The organism is Gilliamella sp. B2911, from assembly GCF_026536965.1.
Taxonomy (GTDB): Bacteria; Pseudomonadota; Gammaproteobacteria; order Enterobacterales; family Orbaceae; genus Gilliamella; species Gilliamella apicola_E.
Genome location: NZ_JAFNNA010000001.1, coordinates 185,894 through 202,487 on the forward strand (window position 1 = coordinate 185,894; position 16,594 = coordinate 202,487).

Annotated in this window: 18 protein-coding genes; 11 read left to right on the forward strand and 7 right to left on the reverse strand. The window is 33.6% G+C overall.

Annotated features, from left to right (window positions below; genetic code table 11):
- Window positions 1–42 precede the first annotated feature (42 nt).
- Window positions 43–636, forward strand: a complete 594-nt coding sequence (yfbR, locus tag J3U27_RS00825) for a 5'-deoxynucleotidase (RefSeq protein ID WP_065562317.1) — start codon at window positions 43–45, stop codon at window positions 634–636.
- 53 nt (window positions 637–689) lie between these two features.
- Here the strand turns inward: yfbR and J3U27_RS00830 are convergent, their stop codons facing one another.
- The 7 genes from J3U27_RS00830 to J3U27_RS00860 form a co-directional block, all read right to left on the reverse strand.
- Entirely contained in the window at window positions 690–1,361 is a 672-nt protein-coding gene (locus tag J3U27_RS00830; RefSeq protein WP_267376574.1) for a response regulator, read from the reverse strand.
- Between the two features lie 4 nt (window positions 1,362–1,365).
- On the reverse strand, window positions 1,366–2,982 hold the full coding sequence (gene dcuS / locus J3U27_RS00835) for a DcuS/MalK family sensor histidine kinase (protein WP_267376577.1): 1,617 nt from the start codon (window positions 2,980–2,982) through the stop codon (window positions 1,366–1,368).
- A gap of 107 nt (window positions 2,983–3,089) precedes the next feature.
- Window positions 3,090–4,250 carry an NAD(P)-dependent malic enzyme gene (locus J3U27_RS00840; RefSeq protein WP_065562314.1) on the reverse strand — a complete coding sequence of 387 codons (1,161 nt, stop codon included), beginning with the start codon at window positions 4,248–4,250 and terminating at the stop codon, window positions 3,090–3,092.
- A 113-nt stretch (window positions 4,251–4,363) separates the two neighbouring features.
- Window positions 4,364–5,659 carry a 2-hydroxycarboxylate transporter family protein gene (locus J3U27_RS00845; protein ID WP_065562313.1) on the reverse strand — a complete coding sequence of 432 codons (1,296 nt, stop codon included), beginning with the start codon at window positions 5,657–5,659 and terminating at the stop codon, window positions 4,364–4,366.
- Window positions 5,660–6,092: 433 nt separating this feature from the next.
- Entirely contained in the window at window positions 6,093–6,536 is a 444-nt protein-coding gene (locus J3U27_RS00850; RefSeq protein ID WP_267376580.1) for a hypothetical protein, read from the reverse strand.
- Between the two features lie 99 nt (window positions 6,537–6,635).
- Window positions 6,636–7,220, reverse strand: coding sequence for a hypothetical protein (locus J3U27_RS00855; protein WP_065734821.1), 585 nt, complete (start codon window positions 7,218–7,220; stop codon window positions 6,636–6,638).
- 189 nt (window positions 7,221–7,409) lie between these two features.
- The gene (locus J3U27_RS00860) at window positions 7,410–8,114 is read right to left on the reverse strand and encodes a lipopolysaccharide core heptose(II) kinase RfaY (RefSeq protein WP_065734822.1); all 705 of its coding nucleotides are present in this window, start codon (window positions 8,112–8,114) and stop codon (window positions 7,410–7,412) included.
- A 526-nt stretch (window positions 8,115–8,640) separates the two neighbouring features.
- Between J3U27_RS00860 and J3U27_RS00865 the strand changes: the two genes are divergently transcribed.
- From J3U27_RS00865 to J3U27_RS00910, 10 genes are all read left to right on the forward strand, one after another.
- Window positions 8,641–9,375 carry a GntR family transcriptional regulator gene (locus J3U27_RS00865; RefSeq protein ID WP_267330050.1) on the forward strand — a complete coding sequence of 245 codons (735 nt, stop codon included), beginning with the start codon at window positions 8,641–8,643 and terminating at the stop codon, window positions 9,373–9,375.
- Window positions 9,376–9,384: 9 nt separating this feature from the next.
- Window positions 9,385–10,233 carry a class II aldolase gene (locus J3U27_RS00870; protein ID WP_267330051.1) on the forward strand — a complete coding sequence of 283 codons (849 nt, stop codon included), beginning with the start codon at window positions 9,385–9,387 and terminating at the stop codon, window positions 10,231–10,233.
- A gap of 22 nt (window positions 10,234–10,255) precedes the next feature.
- On the forward strand, window positions 10,256–10,714 hold the full coding sequence (locus tag J3U27_RS00875) for a PTS sugar transporter subunit IIA (RefSeq protein WP_267336717.1): 459 nt from the start codon (window positions 10,256–10,258) through the stop codon (window positions 10,712–10,714).
- Window positions 10,715–10,725: 11 nt separating this feature from the next.
- The gene (locus J3U27_RS00880; protein WP_220217996.1) at window positions 10,726–11,013 is read left to right on the forward strand and encodes a PTS sugar transporter subunit IIB; all 288 of its coding nucleotides are present in this window, start codon (window positions 10,726–10,728) and stop codon (window positions 11,011–11,013) included.
- Window positions 11,014–11,015: 2 nt separating this feature from the next.
- Window positions 11,016–12,362, forward strand: a complete 1,347-nt coding sequence (locus J3U27_RS00885) for a PTS galactitol transporter subunit IIC (protein WP_267330052.1) — start codon at window positions 11,016–11,018, stop codon at window positions 12,360–12,362.
- A 200-nt stretch (window positions 12,363–12,562) separates the two neighbouring features.
- The gene (locus J3U27_RS00890; protein ID WP_267376582.1) at window positions 12,563–14,095 is read left to right on the forward strand and encodes an FGGY-family carbohydrate kinase; all 1,533 of its coding nucleotides are present in this window, start codon (window positions 12,563–12,565) and stop codon (window positions 14,093–14,095) included.
- A complete protein-coding gene (locus J3U27_RS00895) occupies window positions 14,073–15,107 on the forward strand; it encodes a zinc-dependent dehydrogenase (RefSeq protein WP_267336719.1) in 1,035 nt (344 codons plus the stop codon). The genes J3U27_RS00890 and J3U27_RS00895 overlap by 23 nt, the downstream gene beginning before the upstream one ends.
- Before the next feature lie 82 nt (window positions 15,108–15,189).
- The gene (locus J3U27_RS00900) at window positions 15,190–15,561 is read left to right on the forward strand and encodes a hypothetical protein (RefSeq protein WP_267336720.1); all 372 of its coding nucleotides are present in this window, start codon (window positions 15,190–15,192) and stop codon (window positions 15,559–15,561) included.
- A 14-nt stretch (window positions 15,562–15,575) separates the two neighbouring features.
- Complete coding sequence (locus tag J3U27_RS00905; RefSeq protein WP_267376584.1) at window positions 15,576–16,211, forward strand: histidine phosphatase family protein; 636 nt, start codon at window positions 15,576–15,578, stop codon at window positions 16,209–16,211.
- 83 nt (window positions 16,212–16,294) lie between these two features.
- Window positions 16,295–16,591, forward strand: a complete 297-nt coding sequence (locus J3U27_RS00910) for a GIY-YIG nuclease family protein (RefSeq protein ID WP_065734823.1) — start codon at window positions 16,295–16,297, stop codon at window positions 16,589–16,591.
- Window positions 16,592–16,594: the final 3 nt, after the last annotated feature.

Consider the following 16,594-nt stretch of genomic DNA (forward strand, 5'->3'; position numbering starts at 1 on the left):
TTTGGAGGCGTTTTTTATTTTAGAATCAATGAGATAATCATAATGAATAACAGCCATTTTTTTGCTCATTTATCGCGTTTAAAACTAATTAATCGTTGGCCTTTAATGCGTAACGTGAGAACTGAAAATGTATCAGAACATAGCCTTCAAGTTGCTTTTGTTGCACATGCTTTAGCGATAATTAAAAACAAACGATTTAATGGTAATGTTAACCCTGAACGCATAGCATTACTGGCTATGTATCATGATGCATCAGAAGTATTAACAGGTGATTTACCGACACCGACTAAATATTACAACCCACAGATCACATCTGAATACAAAAAGATTGAAAAAATAGCTCAAAATAAACTCATTAATATGTTGCCAAAAGAGTTACAAGATGACTTTAAAACACTAATTGATGACGATTATTATGATGAAGATGAAAAAAGCATTGTAAAACAAGCAGATGCTTTGTGTGCATATCTTAAAACAATTGAAGAGCTTAGTGCGGGTAATAATGAGTTTAGGTTAGCAGAACAACGATTGAAAAAAACATTATCAGATCGTAATACTCCAGAAATGGATTATTTTTTAGATGTATTTGTCCCAAGTTTCAGCTTATCATTAGATGAAATTACAATGGATGAATAGTTTTAGTCAACTTAGTAATCATTTACAGCACAATTAATAACAAACTAAATAAACTATTTTTGATAAATATAACGTCTTACTGGACGGCCAATTGGTAAATAGGTCAAATGGCTTTCTATTTCTCCTAACTCTTCTAAATAATCAAGATATTTCTTAACCGATATCCTAGATAAAGGAATCAATTCGATAATATCACTCATAGAGAAATCTTGTTGATAGTTAACAATAACATCTCGAACAGATTGTAAAGTTTGTGAGTCGATTCCCTTTGGTAATCTATTTGTAGTATTAAAGTTTTTAGTGAAAATTCGATCATCTAATTGATTCTGGTTTAGTATTTCGGAAGATGATAATAGGCGAATCCGTTCTTGATATGAAATCAAAGCCGTACGAAATCTCTCAAAAGTGAAGGGTTTAACAATATAATCAATGACTCCTAAACGTAATGCGGTTTGGATATCATTGGTATTACATGCGGCGGTTACCATAATAATATCTATTTTAGGGTAACTAATTCGAATATATTTTAACAGATCAAGACCATTTAGTTTTGGCATAAAAACGTCAAGCAACAATAGATCAATATGATTATCATGGATAAAATGTAGCGCTTGTTCTCCATTAGTAACAGTTGCCACTAAATTAAAACCAGGAAGCATTTGCAAATATTTTTTATTGAGCTCTGCTACCATCGGATCATCTTCAACAATTAAAACTTCTACCATATGATTATTTTTTCCTATAAATCTCTTCTAATGGTAATAATACCTTAAAGCAAGTCCCTTTTTTATTATCAGAATCACATAATTGTATTTGCCCATCTAACTCATCAATACTAGCTAACACTAAATAAAGCCCAAAACCACGATTATCGCCCTTTGTCGAATAGCCTTTTTGAAAAATATATTGAATATCATTTTCAGAAATACCTTCACCATTATCATTGATTTCAATCTGAAAATTAGAATTATCAATAACTAAACTCACCTTTATCTGCTTATCATCCAAAAATTGTACTGCATCAAGTCCATTATCAATTAAATTACCAAGTATTGTAACTAAACCATGTGTCACAGATGTATCTGTTATTGGTGCCAAAATACCATCAATATTAAACGTTAATGTCACATTTAGCTCACGTGCTCGGCTAAATTTACTATTTAAAAATCCTGCAATAATTGGATCTTTAATATATTGACTAACAAGTTTAGATTCCGCTTGTTGATTGCCAATAATTTCTTCAAGATAATCAATTAATTCAGATTTATTGTCATTAAAGGCTAACCCATAAATAACATGTAATTTATTATTAAACTCATGAGATTGTGAACGTAAAGCATCGGCATAACGATTAACTCCTGTTAAATTTTCTGCCAATCTACGTACTTCTGTCATATCTCTAAATGAAGCAATAGCTCCAACTAAAATATCATTAACAAATAATGGAGTTCGATTGGTTAGTATCACCACGCCATTAATATTTTGTTCACAATCATATTCAGCTTTTCCACTCATCATCACTTCGTGCAGTCGAGTATTTGGAATAAAGTCACCAATAGGTAAGCTTATAATATTTTCTTTATCTTTTTTTATGCGCAAAATTCTAATTGCTTCATCATTGATCTGTGTAATTAATCCATCTCGATTGATAACCACAATGCCTTCTTTTACCGTTCGGATAATAGCATTTCGCTCAGCAAATAGCTGCGCCATTTCAACTGGTTCAAGGCCGTATAAAATTTTCTTTATATTGCGAGATAACAAATAGGCCAAAAGAATAGCTATCGATAATGAAGCAAACAAGGATAGCCAAATCGGCTGACTTGTTCTTGATGCTAAATGATTAATTTTTTGCAAGGTCTGACCAACTAAAACTACACCAATTTGTTGATCTTTATCATTCATAATTGGCTTAAATGCCCGAACAGAATCCCCCAATGTGCCTTTCGCAATTGAAGTATAGGACTCACCATTTAATGCGCGCTGTTCATCTCCACCGACTATAGTTTGACCTATTTTATTTTCATCGGGATGTGAATATCGAACGCCTTGCATATTAAATATCACAATAAAATCAGTTTGTGTTAATACTCTGGATTGTTCTGTTGTTTTTTGAATGGAAGCAATATTTTGTGGTGTAGGATTTTGTATTTCGTCAATGATACTTTGTGATGTAGAGATAATATTTGCGATATTCTCAACTCGTTGGCGAGAGTTGATAAGATATTCGTTATTCACTACATGAACAATATAAATATTTTGTGCAATAACTGAAAGTATAAACACTAAGCAAATCAGGCTTATTAACTTAACGTTGAGTGGTAATTTATTAAATAAATATCTCATTCTCATTTACTGTATAAAAAGCGATCACTTACTATCATAACTTATTAGGCAGGAAAACCTACTAATAAATTTCGTATTAGTAGGTTTATAGCTAATTTAATCGACTATTAAAGATTATTTGCTGCATTTTTTACACTTTCAGCAACCACCTTGGCTACATTAGGTTCAAATGCATTTGGCAATATACAATCAATTGATAGTTTGTCAGGTGTAATGATATTGGCTAATCCTTTTGCTGCTGCAAGCTGCATGGCTAATGTAATATTTTTTGCTCTAGCATCTAAAGCGCCTCTAAATATGCCAGGGAATGCTAAAACATTATTAATTTGATTCGGATAATCACTACGCCCAGTACCGACAATATAAGCACCAGCTGCTTTAGCTTCGTCTGGGAATATTTCTGGTGTTGGATTTGCCATAGCAAAAATAATTGATTTTTCTGCCATCGTTTTAACCCAATCTGCTTTTAATACTCCTGGGGCTGAAACACCAATAAACACATCAGCACCTTTAACCGCATCTTGTAATGTACCTTTTTGTTTGTTCTTATTGGTTCTCTTCGCCATGGCTAAATGGTGAGGTGGTAAAGAAAGATCATCTTCGGATAAAATACCAATCTTATCAACAATTTTAAGATCGGTTACTCCAGCGGCTAATAACATATCGGCAATTGCTAAACCAGCTGCTCCGCCACCGTTAATCACCACCTTGGCCGATTCGATCGACTTACCTGCAACTTTAAGTGCATTATAAAGCGCTGCTAATACAACGATTGCTGTACCATGTTGATCATCATGGAATACAGGAATATCTAATAATTCTTGTAATCGTTTTTCAATTTCAAAACACCTTGGTGCACTAATATCTTCCAGATTGATACCGCCAAATGAGGGCGCTAATGCTGCTATATGTTTAACTAACTCATCTGGATCTTGAGTATTAATTGATAAAGGTATTGCATCAACATCTGCAAATTGTTTAAATAAAATTGCCTTGCCTTCCATTACTGGAATTGCTGCTTCTGGCCCAATATTTCCTAACCCTAAAACAGCTGAACCATCAGTGATAACCGCAACTAAATTACGTTTACTAGTATATTCATAAACTGAATCGGGATTTTTAGCAATTTCGGTGCAGACTGCTGCAACGCCTGGTGTATAAGCAACACTAAGATCTGCCATTGAATTAACAGGGACTTTCGAGTGGGTTTCAAATTTACCGTGCATTTGTTTACTGATTGCTAACGCTTTTTCTTGTACTGTTGTCATAATGCTTACCTTTTTAAATACTTAAAACTATATTTAATATTTTTTGAGATCAAACCAATATTTATCTCAAACTGCTTTTAAAACTTCTAATTAATTTTTTAATGTTTATAAAACTACATATGTAAATAACGCATTAGTGCCGTGGTGCATATCACCATTAAAGCTCCCCCTAATCGTGTTGCAACTTGTGCAAAAGGCATCAAGTTCATTCTATTGGCTGTTGAAAGTATTGCTACATCACCAGTTCCACCCATTCCACTTTGGCAAGATGAAATAATAGATGCCTCAACTGGATACATTTTTAAGAAGAAGCTACAAACAAATCCTGTCATTGAAACAGTGAAGACGATAGAGATAATGGTAATAAAGTATGGGATAGTTAATACTTTAACTACGCTATTTAAATCTATATAAAGTAGCCCAAGTCCTGCCATTAAAGGAAAGGTAAAGTTGCCTGAGATAAATTTGTACCATTGTTGGCTTCCTCGTTCTACACTCGCTGGTAATAAACGAAAATATTTAACTACAGCGGTAGCAATAATCATTAAAACAGGACCAGGGAAATGAGTTACTTTTTCTAAAATCATACCGAAGATAAATAACGTAGCTAAAATCATAACTGCGCCACTCATTGCACGAGCATCAAGTGGTGTCTTATCATCTTTTAACGCTTCAGCTAAGCCATCAAATTCAATTTTTACTAATTGACCGTGCCCACTTAAGTGAGGTTTAACTTCACCAATTCGGCTCATAATCGCCGTAAAAGTGATTGCAAAAAAGTTACCTACAACAGTTGCAGGAATTAATGCGCTAACAAAAACATTATAATCTTGATTAAGGATATTGCTGTAGGCATTGGACAGTTGCAAAACACCTTCACCAATTCCTCCTGCCATTACTGGTGAAACTGTATAAAAGAAGGCGTGCTCCCAATCATCACCAAAAGCTACGGCGACACAGACGCCAACAAACGCAGCTAAACACATACCTAATAGCATCGGAATCATCATTCGAATAAAGCCTTGAACTAAAATAACTCGATGCATACCAAGAATACTACCGCACACTAAACTGGCGATATAAAAGAGTAAAAAGTTAGAGTCTTTCATTAACATCTTTGTTGCTGATAAAGTATTCTCATCAAAAACGTTGTAGTAAACCAATAATGAAGGAACGATAAGTGACAAAATGGCAGGCGCCCCAAATTTTTTGAAAAATGGAATATTCTGCCCGACAGTGCCTAAAAACCAACCTAAAGGTAATATCACAGCAAAACCACCAATAAGGCTTTTAGGTAGCATATCTAATTGTGCAGCAATAATAACGATAATCGAACAAACTAAAAATATGGGGAGGGGAAGTGAACCTATATACATTTTGTTTTCTTTTATATCTTGTAACATACTCATAACTAAACCTCTTTATTTTTTTATAGCACATATGCAGTATAGTTATGCAGAAAGAAATCAGAAGAATAAGAAAGTTAACTAACTAGTTTTGTAACTAATGTAAGTATCTTAATAATTTTATGATTGATTTATATAGGTTTTTATGACAAAGTCACCTTTAAAATGGAAGAATTAGTAATGACTAATTTATTAGAAAGACTTTTATAAGTTATCTAATTAAAGAATGGATTGATGTCAAATTTTGACTATTTTTAAACTCAAAAAACCCCGCTCCTCAACTTTTTTTATACATCAATGAATCAACAATTTTTGTATTGTTTATCTAATAGATAACAAATAATTTAGGGAATAATAAATTAAGGAGTTAGTTTAATTAATTTAATGAAAAGAAGGATATTACTTACTTATTAGCTTATTATTTTATAGCTAGTCTTCATTCATCCTTTAATTTAACTAATTGATAGCCATTTTCAGTTGGTTTAATTTCAAAAGTTCCTAAATCTCGAACTGTTCTATCTTCTACGCCTTCACAATCGCCAGAACGCGAGAATAAATTGATTTGTAATCGAAGATGTGTTTCATCAATTTTTTCAAAAGTACCTTCCGAACCGGTAAAACAATCGTTACCACACCTAGCAGAGTATTTTGATAAGAAAGTACCATTAGTATTAAAAGTTAGCGAGTTACCGTAAATAAATTTCGTTCCATCCGAACTTATATGTAATCTTTCAGCGGGGGGATTGGATAACTCAAATAAATCCAATTCATGATTTACTACTTCATTAATTTGCCAAAAATCATTTTTCCAAAAGTCATTTATGTCATTTTGTGCAAAGCTAGAAAATGGAAGCAATAATAAAAAAAGAATTTTTTTCATGATGAGTTTTACTTTTTAAAATATCTTGATAAGAATTTTGTATCAATTTTAGGCTTAAAACCCCCGTTTCTCAACTGTAATTTTTTTTAGCGTACAGTATTAATGTAATAAACAAGCCTGAATTTTATCGACTTCTTTATTGAGTGCATCAATAACTAAATCTGGGTGGGTTCTTTCCAAGGTTTTTACATTTTCAAACCCTTCATTGCCAATAGAAGCAGTATATTGTTGAGCTTGTTTGATATTGCTAAATAAGTAATGAATATTTTTGGCATTGCGAGTTGCGGTTAATGTATAACTAACGAAGTATTTAGATTGTGATTGATAATTGGTAATAGCGTTAGCAACAACATTATTTCCTTCAACTAATATGAGAGTATCACCACCATTTATCGTAATTGCTTGTAGAGAAGCCATATTATAATATGGCCACCATGCCGAACTTAAATAGTTTTCACGGTTCAAAACTACTGGGCGATTATCAAGTTCTTGTGTAATACAGAGTGATAATGAAGAATGAAGAATGGTAATTGGTTGTGAAGTACTGTATTTATTTATGATATCCTCACCAAACGTGTTTTGAGTAATTTCTACACCATCTGTTTGATAGATTGACAGCATCTTCTGAGAAGAACAACCAGTTAGCAACGCAACTAAAACAGTAAAACCAATTAACTTTCTCATAACTCATCCTTCTTTGCATGATTAGTTTTATTCTAAACGGTTATAAAAGTATTTACCAGTATTTAGAACAGAAGAATTTAAATATTTTTTAGAGCTGAAAAGCATTAAAATGTATAATTTAATATATTGAATTAATTATATTTATTTGCAGAAAAATGAGAGAAGCTTGTCTTTCTCTCATTTAATTTATTAATCTTCTTTACCGCGAATTTTACGCGATAACCGTTTAAATCCGTGAGTAAATTTTTTAATTGCCATAGCCAAGAAAGGAACATTAATTTTAATACCAAAGCGCTCACGCAATTCGATTGCATCATTGGCTTTAGTTAACCAAATAAAACCGGAGTTAGTTAAGTCGATTGCTTTGATTTTACCCTCTGGAGTTAAAATAAAGTTACCACCGTGAACATCGTTTGAAACAAGATTATAACTATGCAGTTTTTCAATACATGCTTTAACTTGCTCTCCATATTCACGCATTTCATCCCATGTTAATGAACGTCCTTCTATAAAATTAAAGATCATATAGTGGCGATTGGTGGTTTTATCAAAAGCGACTAAATAGAGTTCATAAGCGATATCGCATTTATCCAACGAAATTTTAGCCAGCTTACGAATTAGATTAAAATAAAAATCACCAGTGATTTTAGCAATAAGTCGACGTTCTAAACGATGCTCAACACCGCCATCTATTTTGAAAATAAATTTAGATTGATTGTGATTAATTAGATAAGTATATCTCTCAATTTTATCACTTGGATCGAGTAGCTCATGATGTCCTTCTTCGGCCAAAAATTGGTCAAAAAGTTCCAAATAATTTATCTCATCATTTTGTACGTAAGCGAACTTCATATTGCCGCGCTCGATTTCAATAATGTTTGCAAAGTTATTCAAGTTTTAAAGTCCTAAGATACATCAAAAAATGAGTTTATCTTAAACACTATCAAGCTTAAAGTAAATGAAACTGTCAATATTAACAGGTGATGCGTGCGAAAAAATATTGGTTACTAGTTAGCTGAAATTTATTTTACATAAAATTGGCAAAAGACGGGCAAGTAACGTTTACTACAATAGTATTTTTGCTATGTCTCAGTGTATTTATTGTCAATAAAGTTAAATCAATCTTTACTCTAATTATGCAATTTAGCTTAGCGATTAAATATAAATGAGTTTATTGTTAAAAGTGGATCAAACACGATTTTTTTATTTGCAAAATAATTCAATTTCTTCAACAATTCCTTAATTAGGATCTCATTATCTTTGATTAATGCTGAAACTAAATGCAATCCTTTTTCTAAATTATATTGATAAATATGAAAATGTGATTAAACTCACATTTTGTTTAAAAACTAGTTGTCCATAGTTGTACATAGTTGTCTATGGATGTATATTTAACTTAACCAACATTTTGGGGTAACCAATGAGTATCAATAAATTTTCTAGCACACCACTTTATGTACAAGTCAAAGAGTGGATAAGAAATCAGATTTATCGTAATGATTTAAAAGCGGGCGACAGAATCCCGTCGGAAAACGAGATCATGAGCCTACTTTCTGTTAGTCGAGGCACAGTTCGAAAAGCGGTAGAGTTACTGATTAATGAATCTGTGCTGGAACAGATTCAAGGTAAAGGAACGTATGTAAAAGCTGAAAACATCTCTTATCAATTAGGTTATGGACTACAGTCATTTGCCGAATCGTTAGAAATGCAGCACGTCAAGTTCACCACCGAGGTTATCACCAAAAGAGTAGAGAAAGCAAATGAATATATTAGTGGAAAATTACAAGTTCCGCTTAACGCAAATATTTTTTATATGGAAAGGGTAAGAAGCGTCAATGGTGAAAAAATCATGTTTATTGAAAACCGAATCAATTTAGCTTTATGTCCTGAAATAGAGCTGGTTGATTTTACCAAACATAGTTTATTTAACCAAATTGAACGTATTACCCATAAAAAAATAGATCATTCGGACTGCCGTTATTCAGCCCGAGTGGTAGGTAAGGAACGGGCAGATATATTAAATATTAGTGATATCTCCCCCGTTCTTCATTTAGAACAATTAGTTTACCTTGATAATGGTCTACCAATCGAGTTTGGTAATGTATGGCTAAAATCAAACGTAAACTACTTGGGGACAACACTTAGACGAAAGTAGGAGTTAGTTATGGCATTAGTCAATGGGTATACTTTATTAGGTGAAGCTAAAAAACAAAAAACACTAGCTGGCGCATTTAATACAACAAATTTGGAAACAACTTTAGCCATATTAGATGCAATTGAAGAGAGCAACATACCAAGCATGGTGCAGATTGCACCGACAAACATCGTGTTATCGGGTTATAAATATATTGTCGATATGGTTCGTAATCGAGCTAGTACCATGAAGACACCATTTTGTCTGCATTTGGATCATGGCAAAACTTTTGAAGATGTTAAGCAAGCGGTTGAGGCTGGTTTTACCTCAATTATGATTGACGGCTCTCATTTACCTTTTGAAGAAAATATTCAATTGACAAAAAAAGTGGTCGATTTTTGTGGTGGATACAACATTCCGGTTGAAGCAGAGTTAGGCGCCATCACCGGTAAAGAGGACGATGAAGTTAATGAAGCCGATCGCAAAACCGATCCTAATCAAGTTCAAGAATTTGTTAAACGAACTGGCTGTGCAACTTTGGCTGTATCAGTTGGTAATGTGCATGGTTTTGAACAACAGCCTAAAATAGACTTTGATTTACTTGGCAAACTATCCGACATATCTCCCGTATCATTGGTCATCCATGGTGGTTCAGGAATTGATGATCAAACTTTGCAAAAAATCAGCCAATATAATGTTGTTAAACTCAATATTGGTGGTGATTTGCGTAGAGCTTATATTAGTTCAATTGGTAAACAATATGTCGCTAATAATAATGAATATAATCTTATTAAAGTATTGTTAAAAGCAAAAGGCGATGTGAAGCAAGTTGTTTACAACAAAATACTATCTATGAATTTATTAAACATTCATCGTTAAACTAACGTCATAGGTGGTAAATATGCAATTAGAACAATTGGATGACAATATTATTTTTTTAAACAAAAGCTTTGAAAGCCGTGAAGCAATGTTTAAAGCCATTAGCCATGAATTATTAGCAAATCATTATGTTACAGAACAATACTTACAAAAAGTTATTGAACGAGAGAATGAACATCCAACCGGATTTAAATTAAAAACCCTTAATGTTGCGATGCCTCATGTTGACAGTGAGTTTGTAAAAAAAGACGGCATGTTTGTTGTGACCAGTAAACAAGGCATTATTTTTAAAAATGCCGAAACTGATGAAGACCTCTCCGTCAATATCGTATTTGGTTTACTGTTAAAACAATCCGATACCCACTTAACTTTTTTAATGAAATTAGCATCATCGTTCAGCAATGATCAGATTTTGCAAAAAATAGTTGAAAGTAATAACAAATTTGAAATCAAAAAAATCTTAAAAGATATTTTGAAATAAGGAGCTTTATTATGAAAAAAAGAATCATTTTTGCCTGTACCAGTGGTATTGCAACTTCAACTATTGCAACTGAGAAAGTTAAAAATTATTGTGCCGAGCATGGTATCGAGGTTGAAAACATTCAGTCTGATGTCGCAACTGTACAATCTCAAGACGGTATGGCTGATTTAATTATCGTGACTTCTAAAGTGTCTTATCAATTAGAGAAAACACCAATTATCAATGGGGTACCTTTAATTACCACTATAGGTGAAGAAGAAGTCTTAGCCGAAATCGTTAGGATCTTGCAAGGAGATTGATTATGGCTGATAAGTTACTTGAAATTGTCCAATACATTTTGGGCTTCGGGCCGACCGTCATGTTACCTGTTGTCATCTTTATAATGGCACTGTGTTTAGGGGTAAAAATAGGGCGGGCAATTCGTTCATCATTAACCATTGGAATGGGCTTTGTTGGTATCTTTGTTATTTTTGACTTGTTAGGAACCAGTCTTGGCAGTGCAACAACTGATTTAGTTGAACATGCCGGAATTGATTTACCCGTCATTGATCTTGGGTGGCCACCGTTAGCAGCAATTGCTTGGGCTTCACCGATTGCCCCTTTTGTAATTCCAATGACCATTATTATCAATATTGTGATGTTAACCGTTAATTGGACTAAAACTGTCGATATTGATTTATGGAATTTCTGGCATTTTACCTTTGTTGGTGCGCTGGTTTATAGCAGTACTGGCAGCTTTGTCTATGGATTGATTATAGCAGGGGTTACTGCCGTGATAACTTTTGTTTTGGCTGACTGGTGTGCGCCTATGATTCAAAAGTATTTTGAGTTACCCGGTATATCACTTCCGACACTATCATCTGTTATCTTCTTTCCTATTGGTGTGTTAGGTAATCTTATCTTAGATAAAATACCGGGATTACAAAAATTGCATGCCGATCCTCAAACGATACAAAAAAGATTTGGTATCTTTGGCGAACCGATGATGATTGGATTTGTCATAGGTGGCGCAATTGGTATAGCGGCGGGTTATGATGTTAAAGGGATTTTAAACTTAGCGATTAATCTTGGTGCTGTCATGTTAATTATGCCACGAATGGTTAAATTACTCATGGAAGGATTGTTACCATTATCCGATGCAGTGAAGCAATTTTTAAATAAAAAATTTCCTAACCGAAAAAATTTATACATTGGTTTAGATATTGCTGTTGCTGTTGGGCATCCATCGGTGCTTTCTACTGCACTTTTACTTATTCCCGTTGGATTGATTTTATCAATCATATTACCCGGTAATAGGTTATTACCACTTGGCGATTTAACCAATATTTGGGTACCTATTTCCATGGTGGTATTAGCTTGTCGTGGCAATATTGTGAGATCATTTATTATCGGCATACCTTGCTTAATTGTGAATCTTTATGTTGCTTCAGCAGTGGCGCCGATAATTACCAACATTGCAAAAAGTATTAATTTCCCGGTAAAAACCGACGGTGAATTTTCAAGCTTATTAGATGGTGGTAATCCCTACCGTTTTTGGGCAGTAAAAGTATTTGAAGGAAATTATATCGCTTTAGCGTTAATTCCAATAATTTTCATCACTTGTCTTTTATTGTATCGCCACACTAAAAAAACATGGGATCTGGCCTAAAAAAATAACGTATACCCACTATAAATAACACTTTTAATTGAGGTAATGAATCTGATAAGGCAACTTATCGGAATGGAGAAAACTACACTTTTTTTCAAAGTCAATAAATTTAACTATATGATTAACTTGTTATTTTATGGTGGGTATACACTCAATTTGCTTGAAAACTATCGAGCGAAAGGGTAAGTAAGGAGGTTAATATGTACTCGATTGGGATCGATATCGGGACAACAAATTGTAAATTATGTGTTTTTGAATTGCCTTCACTAAAACTGGTTGATAGCGTTGCTTTTCAAACCCCTAAAGTGATTTCAGAATATGGATCGGACTTTGATATTACATCGTTATATAACCAGCTCGAAAAGGCTATCATTACGCTTATTAGTTCATCTTCTCAAGCGCAAAATGTCAAAAATATCGTTATTGCAAGCGTAGGTGAATCAGGTGTACTGATTAATGAAAAAGGCGAGGTGGTAGGCCCGGCAATCACTTGGTATGACACCAGAACTAAGAAAAATGTAGCAGAAATTAATCAAAAATTCACCGATGATGAGCTTTATGCAATTACCGGTATTCCTGTGCATAGTAACTATAGTTTAACTAAAATCTTATGGATTCGAAAAAACATTGATTTGGATATCGATAAAGTTAAATGGTTATGTATTGCCGAATATATGGCTTATAAATTGACTGATGTAAAAAGAGCAGAGCCTTCACTTGCGTCAAGAACGCTGGTTTATGATCTGAAAAATCATTGTTGGTCACAAAAAATTGCGTCAGCTTTTGCGCTCAATCATCTATTTTGCGATCTTGTTCAATCCGGCAAAAATATTGCGAAACTTAAACCAGCGTTGGCCCAAAAACTTAATTGTAGTCAGTCAATCATGGTTTCGATTGGTGGTCATGACCATATGTGTGGTTCAATCGCAGCCGAACTTAAACCGGGTGAAATTCTAAACTCAACCGGCACCACTGAAGGATTACTGTTATTACGTAATCAAGCCAATTTTGACAACGGTTTTTTAGATAGTCATCTGTCAAATGGGCAATATGTTATTGATGATTTATATACGCTTTATGCTTCGCTTCCGTCAGCGGGATATAGCATTGAGTGGTTTAAACGATCTTTTTCGGTGAGTGATGATGAATTTAATCAATTAATCGATTCATTGTTTGGCAAATTGACCGATTTACCTTACCTCAAAGCAAACCTATCAATCTTTATTCCGCATTTGCGGGGAAGTGGACCACCTAAGCGTAATATTGATGCCAAAGGGCTTTGGTATGGGTTTGATGAAAACAGCACTTTATCAAATATATTATTGGCTGTTTTTCAAGGATTGTGTTTTGAATTAAAAAATACCTTGACCACTATTGAGCAATTAACCGCAAGCTATCACCCCATAATAAAGGTAATCGGTGCGGCGGCAAAAAATCCACTGTGGTTGCAGTTAAAAGCCGACATTCTTGGTCGAGAAATCATATCGTGTAATATCAAAGAAGCGGTTTGCAAAGGTGCAGTCATGTTAGCCGGATATCAAAATCACTATATTGATAAAAATTCAGATAAGCAGAGTGATAACTATATGGTTCGGTATATCCCCAATTTGCAAATAAATCACTATTACAATTCCGTTTTTAAACGCTATTACCAGCCATTTTTTGATTTAAAAAACCGTTTAGAATTTCAAAGTAAAAAGGACAATAAAGATGAAAGCGTCAGTATGTTATAAACAAAACGATTTAAGAACAGAGGATCTTCCGATTCCTGATATTTCTGATAATGAAGTATTGATAAAAATGCTCGCCTGTGGTTTGTGTGGTACCGATATTCAAAAAATTAGGGGCGATAGTGTTAATAAGCCTACCGTGCTAGGACATGAAGTAGTCGGTGAGATTGTTAAAAAAGGCCAAAACGTTGATCGTTTTGAGCTGGGCGATAGAGTTATCACCGCAATACATGTTCCTTGTTTTACTTGCCACTATTGTAATAAAGGACATTACACAATTTGTGAGCAATTTAGAACAAATAATATCGATCCCGGTGGTTTTGCCCAATTTATTCGTATTCCCGAATTACATTTAAAGCATTTGACCCATAAGGTTTCCGATAGTGTTACAGATGAAGAAGCTACCTTAATTGAACCTATTGCTTGTTGTTTGCATGGTCTTAAGCAAGCAGATATTAGACCTAATGATAGTGTACTTATTATGGGCGCCGGAACAATCGGCATCTTACATGCGCAGTTAGCCAAAATTAAAGGCGCAAATAAAGTCATTATTAGTGATATGTCTGAATTTAAATTACAAACAGCACTAAAAGTAGGATGTGATTATGCAATTAATATTGCAGAGAAAAATATTTTTGAAGAAGTGAATAAAATCACCCATGGGCAAGGTGTTGATGTCATTGTTATTGCTGCCGGGGTTTCATCATTAGTGTCTGATGCAATTAATCTGGTAAGAAGGGCGGGGAAAATCATTGTCTTTTCCGGGTTTGATAAAAATAAAATGGTGAATATTGATGCCAGCCGTTTCTTTAAGGATGAAATTAGTATTATCGGCACTTATTCGGTGACACCTTATGAGTTCCCGGAAGCGTTAGATCTGCTTGAGAAGAAAAAGCTCAATACTCAAGAAATGATAACCCACGTTTTTCCTTTAGATAAATTAAGCGAAGCGATTGACTTATCGACTAATCCTAAACAATCAGTATTAAAAGTTGTTATAAAAACTGAGCTATAACAAGCCAATTACTTTGTTTAAAACAGCACAATCATTGGCAATGATGAGATGAGCAAAATTTAGTATTAATAAGGTAGAACAGATGAAAAAAGTATCGATTATTTTTATTTTAGTTGTGTTGTTGATTAACTTTTATTCTATCAGTTATGGTTTATATTCGAATTTTGCTCATTCTCAATTAGATGTTTTTTCAACACTGCTTTACTTGGTCATACTGTGCTGTATTGCGCTGTTGATTTATTTGATTATCAAAAAAAATCAGAACACGCCAATTTATCTCACTTTTTACTTTTTTCTTTGCTTAATTACCACAACGGTAGAGATTATCTATTTATCTTCACAGCAAATCGGTACAGGTAACAATATGATTTATTTTTTGATCTATTTTTCACTATTTATTTATGTCATCAAATCAATCAGCCTCAAAAAATATTTCTCTACTTCAAAAAATTGAAAGGTAACAACTTTATGTTTAAAAACATCAATCTTTATTTTGTCCGCCATGGTGAAACAAAATGGAATCAATTACAGTTATTTCAAGGATCATCAGATTCTCAACTCACTTTAAATGGTATTAATCAAGCAAAATTAACTGCTAAAGCAGTAGACAAGGTGAATTTTGTTAACGCTTACGTAAGCCCACAAAAGAGGGCTGTTGATACTGCAAAGCTTATTATTAATAACCGAGATATTTCCTTAAATTTGCATGAAGGATTAAAAGAGATTGATTTTGGTCAATGGGAGGGTAAATTTGTGCCCGATTATTATGCTGACCCAAACTTTATCTATTTACAAACTGATGCCCAAAAATATTCAATAGCTGACAATCAAGGGGAAGATTTTAGAAGTGTATTTATGCGTTCCATACAGGCAATTGACGATATCATAACTGAAAATCATCATGGAAATATTTTAATTGTTTCGCATGGTTCATTGTTAAGACAACTGATTTATGTTCTTGCGGGTGGGAATTGGCAAGAACATTTACAAAATACAGAAATTTTAGCAAATACCAGCATTAGCATTATTAATTATAAACAAGATGATATTGACTCGTGTGGTTATTTTACGTTGACATCGATTAATCAAACCGATCATCTCTAATAATAGAACGGGACTTTACTGATTAAATTGGTTAAACAGCGTATTATATCCATCTAAATTACATCTGCGTTTTAAATTTGGTTATGGGTAATCATTCTGCTATTTGGTTTTTGTATATTATCAGAACGGCTAAACACTCTTTATATACCGGTATCACAACTGATGTCGCCAGGCGTTTACGCCAGCATCAAAATGGTAAAGGTGCTAAACACCTTAAAGGGCATCATAATTTAACCGTTGTTTATCAAATCAGTGTCGGTGACAGATCAACCGCATTGAAACTTGAGTATCGTATAAAACAGCTTTCAAAACAGAAAAAAGAGCAACTGGTGGCAAACGCCCCCGACTTAGTGAATTTATTAACCTTAATCAATCGATGATTT

What these genes read in the sequence shown, in the direction of transcription:
- J3U27_RS00865 (WP_267330050.1), top strand. Translation starts at nt 8,641, where the DNA reads ATGAGTATCAATAAATTTTCTAGCACACCACTTTATGTACAAGTCAAA.
- J3U27_RS00840 (WP_065562314.1), bottom strand. Translation starts at nt 4,250, where the DNA reads ATGACAACAGTACAAGAAAAAGCGTTAGCAATCAGTAAACAAATGCAC.
- J3U27_RS00910 (WP_065734823.1), top strand. Translation starts at nt 16,295, where the DNA reads ATGGGTAATCATTCTGCTATTTGGTTTTTGTATATTATCAGAACGGCT.
- yfbR (WP_065562317.1), top strand. Translation starts at nt 43, where the DNA reads ATGAATAACAGCCATTTTTTTGCTCATTTATCGCGTTTAAAACTAATT.
- J3U27_RS00855 (WP_065734821.1), bottom strand. Translation starts at nt 7,220, where the DNA reads ATGAGAAAGTTAATTGGTTTTACTGTTTTAGTTGCGTTGCTAACTGGT.
- J3U27_RS00875 (WP_267336717.1), top strand. Translation starts at nt 10,256, where the DNA reads ATGCAATTAGAACAATTGGATGACAATATTATTTTTTTAAACAAAAGC.
- J3U27_RS00830 (WP_267376574.1), bottom strand. Translation starts at nt 1,361, where the DNA reads ATGGTAGAAGTTTTAATTGTTGAAGATGATCCGATGGTAGCAGAGCTC.
- J3U27_RS00885 (WP_267330052.1), top strand. Translation starts at nt 11,016, where the DNA reads ATGGCTGATAAGTTACTTGAAATTGTCCAATACATTTTGGGCTTCGGG.
- J3U27_RS00845 (WP_065562313.1), bottom strand. Translation starts at nt 5,659, where the DNA reads ATGAGTATGTTACAAGATATAAAAGAAAACAAAATGTATATAGGTTCA.
- J3U27_RS00900 (WP_267336720.1), top strand. Translation starts at nt 15,190, where the DNA reads ATGAAAAAAGTATCGATTATTTTTATTTTAGTTGTGTTGTTGATTAAC.
- J3U27_RS00905 (WP_267376584.1), top strand. Translation starts at nt 15,576, where the DNA reads ATGTTTAAAAACATCAATCTTTATTTTGTCCGCCATGGTGAAACAAAA.
- J3U27_RS00880 (WP_220217996.1), top strand. Translation starts at nt 10,726, where the DNA reads ATGAAAAAAAGAATCATTTTTGCCTGTACCAGTGGTATTGCAACTTCA.
- J3U27_RS00870 (WP_267330051.1), top strand. Translation starts at nt 9,385, where the DNA reads ATGGCATTAGTCAATGGGTATACTTTATTAGGTGAAGCTAAAAAACAA.
- dcuS (WP_267376577.1), bottom strand. Translation starts at nt 2,982, where the DNA reads ATGAGATATTTATTTAATAAATTACCACTCAACGTTAAGTTAATAAGC.
- J3U27_RS00895 (WP_267336719.1), top strand. Translation starts at nt 14,073, where the DNA reads ATGAAAGCGTCAGTATGTTATAAACAAAACGATTTAAGAACAGAGGAT.
- J3U27_RS00850 (WP_267376580.1), bottom strand. Translation starts at nt 6,536, where the DNA reads ATGAAAAAAATTCTTTTTTTATTATTGCTTCCATTTTCTAGCTTTGCA.
- J3U27_RS00890 (WP_267376582.1), top strand. Translation starts at nt 12,563, where the DNA reads ATGTACTCGATTGGGATCGATATCGGGACAACAAATTGTAAATTATGT.